The 9195-nt window shown below is 72.0% G+C and carries 8 protein-coding genes; 2 read left to right on the top strand and 6 right to left on the bottom strand.

Annotated features, from left to right (window positions below; all coding sequences use genetic code 11):
- Nucleotides 1-389 precede the first annotated feature (389 nt).
- Nucleotides 390-1103, bottom strand: a complete 714-nt coding sequence (locus C6N31_RS27385) for a GOLPH3/VPS74 family protein (RefSeq protein ID WP_164294345.1) — start codon at nt 1101-1103, stop codon at nt 390-392.
- 260 nt (nt 1104-1363) lie between these two features.
- Here C6N31_RS27385 and C6N31_RS45955 point away from each other — a divergent pair, with 260 nt between their 5' ends.
- Nucleotides 1364-3754: a D-alanyl-D-alanine carboxypeptidase gene (locus C6N31_RS45955; RefSeq protein WP_198358480.1), complete on the top strand. Its 2391-nt coding sequence runs from the start codon at nt 1364-1366 to the stop codon at nt 3752-3754.
- Here C6N31_RS45955 and C6N31_RS27375 read toward each other — a convergent pair.
- Nucleotides 3738-4427 (bottom strand): rhomboid-like protein, encoded by a 690-nt coding sequence (locus tag C6N31_RS27375; RefSeq protein ID WP_198358479.1) that lies wholly within the window; start codon nt 4425-4427, stop codon nt 3738-3740. The two genes, C6N31_RS45955 and C6N31_RS27375, sit on opposite strands and share 17 nt — an antisense overlap.
- A gap of 105 nt (nt 4428-4532) precedes the next feature.
- The gene (locus tag C6N31_RS27370) at nt 4533-5756 is read right to left on the bottom strand and encodes a winged helix DNA-binding domain-containing protein (protein WP_198358478.1); all 1224 of its coding nucleotides are present in this window, start codon (nt 5754-5756) and stop codon (nt 4533-4535) included.
- A gap of 148 nt (nt 5757-5904) precedes the next feature.
- On the opposite strand from C6N31_RS27370, the gene C6N31_RS27365 reads away from it, so the two are divergent.
- A complete protein-coding gene (locus tag C6N31_RS27365; RefSeq protein ID WP_138359345.1) occupies nt 5905-6318 on the top strand; it encodes an SsgA family sporulation/cell division regulator in 414 nt (137 codons plus the stop codon).
- 36 nt (nt 6319-6354) lie between these two features.
- On the opposite strand, the gene C6N31_RS27360 is transcribed toward C6N31_RS27365, so the two are convergent.
- Genes C6N31_RS27360 through C6N31_RS27350 form a run of 3 tightly spaced genes read right to left on the bottom strand, consistent with a single transcriptional unit; the run spans nt 6355 to nt 9078 of the window.
- Entirely contained in the window at nt 6355-8601 is a 2247-nt protein-coding gene (locus tag C6N31_RS27360; protein ID WP_187145297.1) for a heavy metal translocating P-type ATPase, read from the bottom strand.
- Nucleotides 8602-8659: 58 nt separating this feature from the next.
- On the bottom strand, nt 8660-8806 hold the full coding sequence (locus C6N31_RS27355) for a hypothetical protein (protein ID WP_164294349.1): 147 nt from the start codon (nt 8804-8806) through the stop codon (nt 8660-8662).
- Entirely contained in the window at nt 8803-9078 is a 276-nt protein-coding gene (locus C6N31_RS27350; protein ID WP_187145296.1) for a heavy-metal-associated domain-containing protein, read from the bottom strand. Before C6N31_RS27350 ends, C6N31_RS27355 begins: the two co-directional genes overlap by 4 nt.
- Nucleotides 9079-9195: the final 117 nt, after the last annotated feature.

Below are 9195 nucleotides of genomic sequence, written 5' to 3'. Positions count from 1 at the left end.
ATTGGCATTGGCGACCACAGGGAGTGCACCTCCGGTTCCGTACTGCTCTTTGTACGGCCGCCTCGCTTCTGGCCGTCTACTGCTGGTCAGCAGCCTGCCACTACCGGTCATCACCGCGCTGGCGATTGGTCGTACGAACTGCGCAAACGCAACGCGCGGGGTGGGGGACCGGCGTTGACCGGTGCCCCACCCCGCGCGTCGTAGCGGTTCCCTGGATTTCCCCGGGCCCGAGGGCCGGGGGAGGGTCGCTGAGGACGGCGGGCCTTCGGTGTCCGGTCCCTGCCGCCGGACACCGTGCCCTTGCCTGCCGTCCCTGCTGTCTGCGTGCTGCTCATCTGCCGGGTACCGCGAACTGCGAACTTCGCCCCGCGCACTGCTCCGGGGCGCCGCTATCGCGCTCCGGCCCGGGCCATGCTGTTGTGCCCGGCCGGCCCCACCGCTGCGGGCCGTCCCTGCACGGGAGCCCGCTTCGGCTGTGCCGCGGCGCCGTTCTGCACGTCCATGACGGCGTGCGCGACGAGACCGCCCATCGGGTCGTATCTGATCAGGTCCCGCAGGCGCGATCGCGATGACCGGCCCTCGTTCCCCGGATACAGGTGCTTGCCGAGGCCCACCGCGTGGGCGAGGGCAGCGAGAGCCGCGGTCCGCGGGTCCGGCGGGACGCCGGTGCGGATCGCGTTGTCGAGCCGGGCTCTGATGTCCCGGCTGACCTCGCTGTCGCTCGCCTGGTAGCGAGTCGTCGGCAGCACCCCGCACATCTGTCCCGCTACGGCATGCACCATGCCGCACCGCTCCAGATGCGCGAGATACGTCTGGCGCAGCCCCAGGCGGGGCCCGCCGATCCAGTGGACAGCGCGAACCGGACTGCCACGACGGCGCAGCAGCTCGAGCGCGGAGTCCAGTGTCGGATCTCCTGTCGGCCGTGGGTGTACCACGGCGATACGATCCCCATCAGGGGCTATCCGTCCAGCCAGGGCCAGCTCGACGAGCTGTGCCCCGGCGAGGCCGAGGTCGAGCGACTGCGGCTGCGCTGTGGTCCCGGTCGTCGGGTCCAGAGCGAGCAGCAACAGCTCTTCCGGAATCGTTCTGCGGCTCTTGCCCATCCATGCCTCCCCGCGTGGATGAATGACAGGGTGACGCCTCTCACATTCATCTGTCGAGAGCGCCTGGAGTGTTCGGGATGGAACCGACTGGTATGTCGTTCTCGTCTAGGGGGTGAGCGGTGGTGTCGCAGACGGGCCGCGAATGGTTCCGGCGGGTCTGTTAGGGGCTTCCAGGCCGGGAACTGGAAACTGGTGGAGTGAGATGGGGCGTCGTGCGTCGTGCACGGGACCGCCCCTCGCGATGTGTGGAGGAGGTCTGCGTGGCGGGCGAGTCCCCCGGCAGGGAGCAGCAGCAGGAGTCGTCGGGGGTGGCGGCCGACAAGAAGGCGCTTGATCCGAGGCTGACGGTGTTCCGTGGGCCGAATGTGGTGCCTGAAGCCGTGCGCGAGGAGCACGGCGGCCTGTCCGACGACCCGGGCTCCGGCACGGACCCCCGTCCTGAAGATCGCCCGGTGTCCTCCGGAACCCCCGGCGGGGCCGGTGGCGAGGACGCGGACAGCGGCCGCGGGAGCCTGCCGCGCCAGTCGGGCGCGTCTGCATCCGGCACTGGTCCGGATACGCCGGACGACGTACCCGGTCCGGACGACGCCATCGCGGAACCTACGGTCCCCGAGGACGCGCACGACGGGACGGATGACGCAGCGCCTGCCGATGCGCCCGTCTCTCCGGCCGTGGACGCTCCCGAGAATTCGCTTGCGGAACCGGAGCCGGCGGCCGACGAGCCTGTTGACGAGTCCGTCGAGGAGCCCGTCGGCGAGGCGGCCGACGAGCCCGAGGACGCAAGGCCGGTGGGTGCTGAGGACGCGTCCGAAGCGTCCGACGCACCCCGAGCGCCTGCCACGCCCGAGGACGAGACCCCGGACGAGCCGGCGGCCGAGCCCGAGGACGAGACCCCGGACGAGCCGGCGGCCGAGCCCGAGGACGAGCCCCGGGATGCTTCCGCGGAGGCGCCGGCGGAAGAACCGGTGGAAGAACCGGCGCAGGAGCCGGTGGCCGAGCCGGTCCACGCGCCCGCCGCCGAGCCTGCCGACCGCAGGCCGGAGTGGAAAGCCGCCAGGAGCGCCCCGGCGGACGTGCCGGCCGCCCCGCGCACGGAATCCCCCGCGGAGCCCCCGCGGGTCTCACAGGAGCAGTCAGCGTCGCCGTACGCCCTCGCATGGCCGGAGGTGGAGCGTCCGGTGCGCCCGGCCGCCCCTGCAGCCGCCGTCCCGGCAGCCCCGTCCGCCCCCGCTGCCCCATCGACCCCTTCGGCCCCGGCGCCGGCGCCGAAGCCGTCCGCGTTCGGCCAGGCTCCCGACGCGCAGCCCGACGCGCAGCCCGACGCCGGCCCGCAGGGCACCCGGCAGATGCCGTTGCCGCCGGCGCCCGCGCAGCCGCTGAAGCTGCTGGCGGAGCTGACGAACACTCCGCCGCCGCCCCAGACGAAGCTGCGGACGGTGGTCAGGCGGTTCAAGATCTGGACGCCGCTGGTGGTGCTGCTGCTGATCGCCGTCGCGGTCGCGCAGTCGCTCCGTCCGCTGCCGGCCCCGGCGCTGACGCTGACCTCGGCGTCCTCGTACACCTTCCAGGGCGGTCCGCTGTCGCTGCCGTGGCCCGTGATGGGCCAGTCGGTCGTCGAGGTCGAAGGCGTCGGGAACATGGGTGTGCGCGGCGCGCAGACCCCGGTGCCGATCGCGAGCGTCACGAAGGTGATGACCGCGTACCTGATCCTCCGCGACCACCCGCTCAAGGGGAAGGAGACCGGCCCGAAGATCAAGATCGACCAGACCGCCGCGGACGAGGCGGCGTCGGTCGACGAGTCCAGGGTGCTGGTCAAGCTCGGCCAGGAGTTCACCGAGCGGCAGATGCTGGAGCTGCTGCTGATTCCGTCCGGCAACAACATCGCCCGCGCGCTGGCCCGCTGGGACTCCGGCACGCAGGAAGCTTTCGTCGTCAAGATGCAGAAGGCCGCCGCCGACCTGGGCATGAAGAACACCACGTACACCGGGGCGAGCGGGTTCGAGGAGACGACGAAGAGCACGGCGGTCGACCAGCTGATGCTGGCGCGGACGGTCATGAAGAACGAGGTCTTCCGCTCCGTGGTGGCCATGGAGAACGCCGACATCCCCGGCGTGTCCAGGATCTACAACAACAACGGGCTGCTGACGGACACCCCGGGCGTCATCGGCATCAAGACCGGCTCCAGCACCCCGGCGGCCGGCGCCCTGATGTGGGCGGCGCAGAAGACCATCGACGGCAAGCCGCGGCTGATCCTCGGTGTGGTGCTGCAGCAGCGCAAGGGCTCGACGCCCAACGACATGCTGAAGTACGCCCTGTCCACCAGCGACACGCTGGTCAGGGGCGCGCGCGCCGCGCTCGCCTCGGCCGTGGTGGTGAAGAAGGGCGACGTCGTCGGCTATGTGGACGACGGTCTCGGCGGGAAGACCCCGGTGGTCGCCACCAAGGATCTGACGGCGATCGGCTGGTCGGGCCTGAAGTCCGATCTGAAGCTGGCGGCCGGCACGTCCGGCGTTCCGCACTCGGCGAAGGCCGGGACCGAGGTCGGCACGCTGAGCCTCGGCAGCGGTACGGGCGAGACCAAGGTGCCGGTGGCACTGCAGTCGGACCTCAAGGAGCCGTCCTTCGGGGACAAGCTCATCCGTCTCGGCTGATCAGCCGGACGGCACGGGAGAAGACGGCGGCCGGGTCCAGGCGACCCGGCCGCCCTCGTGTCAGCGGGTAGCAGGCGAAGCCGAGCAGCACGGCGGTGAAGTGGCCGACGTCGGTGAACGTGCGGCCGTGGACCAGGGCGAGACCGTAGAAGCCCAGGACGCAGAAGCCGTAGAAGAACCGCCAGCGGAGGACGAGGAAGTACGTCAGGACGGCCTCGACGACCGCCAGGCCGTAGCTCACGCCCACGTCCAGGGTGTCGACCGAGGTCTGGGGCGCCCGGCCGTGGTGGATCGCCCAGAGCAGCACGCCCTCGCTGATGTACGTCGCCACGACATGGCCGATGAGGACGACGGTCAGCCAGCGCAGGGTGCCGAGCCAGCGCTCGGCGGTGGCGTGGAAGACGGTGTAGAGGAACGCGTAGAACAGCCAGCCGCCGCCGCTGATCCACAGCGCGCTCCGGATCAGCGCCCTGACCGGTTCCTCCGACAGGTTGTGCAGGTTCGTCGACCGCTCGCCGAGCAGCTCGTCCAGCTGGGAGGGCGAGACATGGCGCATGACGACGGTCGTCACGAACAGGATGGCCAGCCAGATGTAGGTGCCGGGGGCGCTCCGGATGTAGGACCGTACGGCGCGCAGGAGCGACGTGAGGCGCGACCGCCAGGAAGTGTCCACGCTCGGATTGTGCTCGGAATGTGTCCGATAAGTGGCTTCTGATGACTCCCGGCGCGCCCCGGACGGCAGCAAGGCACCGGGCCACGCATGGCCCCCGCGGTCCGCTCAGGCCGACAGTTCCCGCTCCAGCGGCGTACGGAACCGCGGGGTGACCCGGACGTCCCCCAGCCAGTCGCCGAGCCGCGCCGCCTCGGCCTCGATCGCCGCCACCGCCTCCTTGCCGGGCCCCTTGCCCGAGCTCTTCCCCGCGCCCTTTCCCGACCCCTTTCCGGGGCCGGGCAGCAGCCGCCACACGATCTCCCCGTCCGGGCGCTGCGCCCATCCGCCGACGACCTGCCCGTCCCACCACACCGTCGGTCCGACGTTCCCGGTCTTGTCGAAGAGTGCGGGCCGGTGTTCGTCCGGCAGGAACCAGCCCCGCTGCTGCCAGCCCATCGGCGTCGGGTCGAGACCCGGCAGCAGGGCGGCCCACGGCGCGGCGGCCGGCGCGGGTTCCACATCGCCGGGGAGTACGTAGCCGGTGCCCTCGTCCAGCGCGACCTGCTGGGCGCCGACCGCGGCCAGTGCCTTGCGCACGTCCGTCAGCGTCCAGCCCGTCCACCACTTGAGGTCGGCCTCGGTGCCGGGGCCGTACGCCGCCAGCCAGTCACGGGCCAGCGCGGCCTTCGCCTCGGCGGCGGGCGGTTCGGAGAGCGGCTCGGCCACCGTCCACCGGAACTGACTGCTCGTCCACGACCCCACCGGTCTGCGCCGGGTGATCCTGCCCTCCGCCGCGAGCACCCGGATGATGCGGCTCGCCACGTTCTGCCGGGTCTCGTACGGTTTTCCGGCCGCGATGACCACCTGCTCGCGCAGCCGCGGTTCGTACCCGCCCAGCTGCGCGGCGGTCGACTCGCCGTGCACCGCCAGCGCGGCGACCACGGCCTCCTCGACCTCCGACAGCCAGGCGCCGTCCCAGCCGCCGCCCTCCGCGAGGTGCTTGAGCAACCCGGCCCGTTCCTTCACGGCGATCGCGCGGGACGCCGCCGCGTACACCACCGGTGCGGAGTCCAGAGTGACGACGAACATCGTCCGCCGCATCGCCAGCAGCCGCACCAGCGAACCGTCCTCGTACAGCGCCCGTTCCACATCCGTGAAGCCGGGCTCGGTGAGCCGGGCCGCCGTGGAGAGATAGACCGTCGCCGCGTCCGTCGCGTGCAGCGCCACCAGCGACCGGGTGACCTGCTCCGCGGACTTCGCGCGCAGCCCCGGCGCCAGGCGATGCCGCACCCCCAGCCGCGCCCGCCGCTCGTCCCCGCCGATCCGCCGCACCGCCCCGTCGCCCGTCATGTCCCCATGCTCACACGCACCTCTGACAGCGGCCCCGAGCGGCACGTGGCGCACATCACAGCGATCGGGACCGAAGTCACGTAATCCCCGGCCCGATTTCCCTGTCTTGGAGAGGAGTGGACACTACCCAGCGGGAGAGGGACACCTCATGCTGACCGTCATCGACCAGACCCTCCGGGCCCGGCTCTGCGCGTCCCCGGCCGGGGACCGCGTCATCGCCGCGACTCTGATCTACCAGTGCGACGACCCGCTGGCCGCGCGGATGTCGTTCCCGGCATCGGCGACGCTCGACGGCCTGGACGTCACCTGGACGTTCGCCCGCGATCTGCTGGCGGCCGGGCTCCGGATGCCGTCGGGCGAGGGCGACGTGCACGTCTGGCCCTGCGGGAAGCGGCGGACGATGATCGAACTCTCCTCGCCGGAGGGCATCGCCCTGCTCCAGCTCGACACCGAGGACGTCCAGGACTTCCTCACCCGCTCGTACACGGCCGTCCCGCCCGGCGACGAGCTCCGCCACATCGACCTGGAAGCCGACCTGGCGGCGCTCCTCGCGGACGAGTAGGCGCGCTGGATCAGGCCTTGAGGTCAGGCCTTGAGGTCAGGCCTTGAAGCTGCGCAGGCGCAGGCTGTTGCCGACGACGAAGACGGACGAGAAGGCCATGGCGGCGCCCGCGATCATCGGGTTGAGCAGCCCGGCCGCGGCGAGCGGCAGGGCGGCCACGTTGTAGCCGAAGGCCCAGAAGAGATTCACCTTGATCGTGCCGAGGGTCCGGCGCGACAGCCGGATGGCGTCGGCCGCGACCCGCAGGTCGCCCCGTACGAGGGTCAGATCGCCCGCCTCGATGGCGGCGTCGGTCCCGGTGCCCATCGCCAGGCCCAGATCGGCCTGGGCGAGCGCGGCGGCGTCGTTCACGCCGTCGCCGACCATCGCGACGGAACGGCCTTCGGCCTGCAGCCGCTTGATGACGGCCAGTTTGTCCTCGGGCATGACCTCGGCGATGACATCGTCGGCGGCGATCCCGACCTCCTCGGCCACCGCCCGCGCCACCGCCTCGTTGTCGCCGGTCAGCAGCATCGGGGTGAGGCCGAGGGCGCGCAGCCGCGTCACGGCCTCCGCGCTCGTCGGCTTGACGGCGTCGGCGACGACGAGGATCCCGCGGGCCGCCCCGTCCCAGCCGACGGCCACCGCCGTACGGCCCTTGGCCTCGGCCGCGGCCTTCGCGGCCACCAGGTCCGCGGGCAGGAACGCGGTCCACTCGGTCAGCAGCTTCTCGCGGCCGACCAGCACCGCGTGTCCTTCGACGACGCCCTGCACCCCGAGCCCCGGGACGTTGGCGAAGTCCTCGGGCACCGGCAGCGGGCCGCCCGTGCGCTCCTCGGCGGCCGTCGCGACGGCCCGGGCGATGGGGTGCTCGGAGGCGTGCTCCAGGGCGCCGGCCAGCCGCAGCACGGTCTTCTCGTCCTCGCCCTCGGCGACGTGCACCTCGGTGAGCGTCATGACGCCGGTGGTCACCGTGCCGGTCTTGTCGAGGACGATGGTGTCCACCGCGCGGGTGGACTCCAGGACCTCCGGGCCCTTGATGAGGATGCCGAGCTGGGCGCCGCGTCCGGTACCGACCATGAGGGCGGTGGGCGTCGCCAGTCCCAGCGCGCACGGGCAGGCGATGATCAGTACGGCGACGGCGGCGGTGAAGGCCGCGGAGGCGCCCTCGCCCACGCCGAGCCAGTAGCCGAGGGTCGCGACGGCGAGCGCGATCACGACGGGCACGAAGACCGCCGAGATCCGGTCGGCCAGCCGCTGCACGGCGGCCTTGCCGTTCTGCGCGTCCTCGACGAGCCGTGCCATCCGGGCGAGTTGGGTGTCGGCGCCGACCCGGGTGGCTTCGACCACGATCCGGCCGCCCGCGTTCACCGTGGCGCCGGTGACACCGTCGCCGGGGGCGACCTCCACCGGTACGGACTCGCCCGTCAGCATGGAGGCGTCGACGGCGGAGTTGCCCTCGCGGACGGTGCCGTCGGTGGCGATCTTCTCGCCGGGGCGGACGACGAACCGATCACCGACCGTCAGCTCGCCGGTGGGGACGCGCACTTCGCGTCCGTCCCGCAGTACGGCGACGTCCTTGGCCCCCAGCTGCAGCAGCGCCGTGAGCGCCGCTCCGGCCTTCCGCTTGGAGCGGGCCTCGAAGTACCGGCCGGCCAGGATGAACGCGGTCACCCCGGCGGCGGCCTCCAGGTAGATGTTGCCGCTGCCGTCACCGCGGGAGATCGTGAACTCGAAGGGGTGCTTCATCCCGGTCATGCCGGCCGTGCCGAAGAAGAGCGCCCACAGCGACCAGCCGAACGCGGCGAGCGTGCCCACCGAGATCAGCGTGTCCATGGTCGCGGCACCGTGCCGCAGATTCGTCCAGGCGGCCCGGTGGAACGGCCAGGCCGCGTACACGACGACGGGCGCGGTGAGCGTGAGCGAGAGCCACTGCCAGTTGTCGAACTGCAGCGCCGGCACCATCGCCATCGCGATCACCGGCACGGCCAGCACGACCGCGGTGAGCAGCCGCTGCCGCAAAGACGTGAGCTCGTCGGGCGCGGACTGCTCGGGACCGGATCCGGCGGAAGCGGGAGGGGCGGGCAGCACGGCGCTGTAGCCGGTCGCCTCGACGGTGGCGATGAGGTCGTCCACGGCGACGCCGCCGTCAAAGCTGACCTTGGCCTTCTCGGTCGCGTAGTTGACGGTCGCGGTGACGCCGTCCATCCGGTTGAGCTTCTTCTCGATGCGTGCCGCGCAGGAGGCGCAGGTCATGCCACCGATCTCCAGCTCCACCTGTCGGCCGGCAGCCGCCGTGGTCATCGCCACTTCACTCCACTCCTTCGATCAGGGCCGGTCCTTCGAACAGGGCCGACATGCCCTACATGCCCTGGTGCGAGGCCGGGCGCGGTTCCGGGGCGGCCGGTCCGCCGCCGTCCCCCCGCACCGCGCGGCCGAGGCCGAACGCGGCGCCGAGGACGACCAGCAGGATCAGCAGATAGCCGCCCAGCCTGACCGGTGCGGTCACGCCCGGCCGACCAGTTCGTAGCCCGCCTCGTCGACGGCGGCACGGATCGTCTCGTCGTCCAGCGGCTGCTCGGACGCGAGGGTGACCAGCCCGGTGGCGACGTCGACCTTGACGACGGTCACGCCGGAGACGGTCGCGAGCTCCTTGGTCACCGCGGACTCGCAGTGGCCGCAGGTCATGCCCGAGACGGAGTACACGACGGTGCCCGCGGCCTGCGACTCGTCGGTCGCGCCGTCGGTGTGGCAGGTTCCCTCGGGGGAGCAGCAGGACATGGCGTTCTCCTCATGCGTCTCGTGCGGTGACGGCTGTCGCCGTCCACTGGTGACCACCATATACCCCCCCAGGGTATTAAGCGAAGCCGGACCCGCTGTGGCCCCCGCGCGTCGTTA

Origin of the sequence: Streptomyces fildesensis, from assembly GCF_016107395.1 — a bacterium.
Taxonomy (GTDB): Bacteria; Actinomycetota; Actinomycetes; order Streptomycetales; family Streptomycetaceae; genus Actinacidiphila; species Actinacidiphila fildesensis.
Note: the sequence above shows the minus strand (reverse complement) of the source record. Positions and strands in the feature narration are given on the sequence as shown.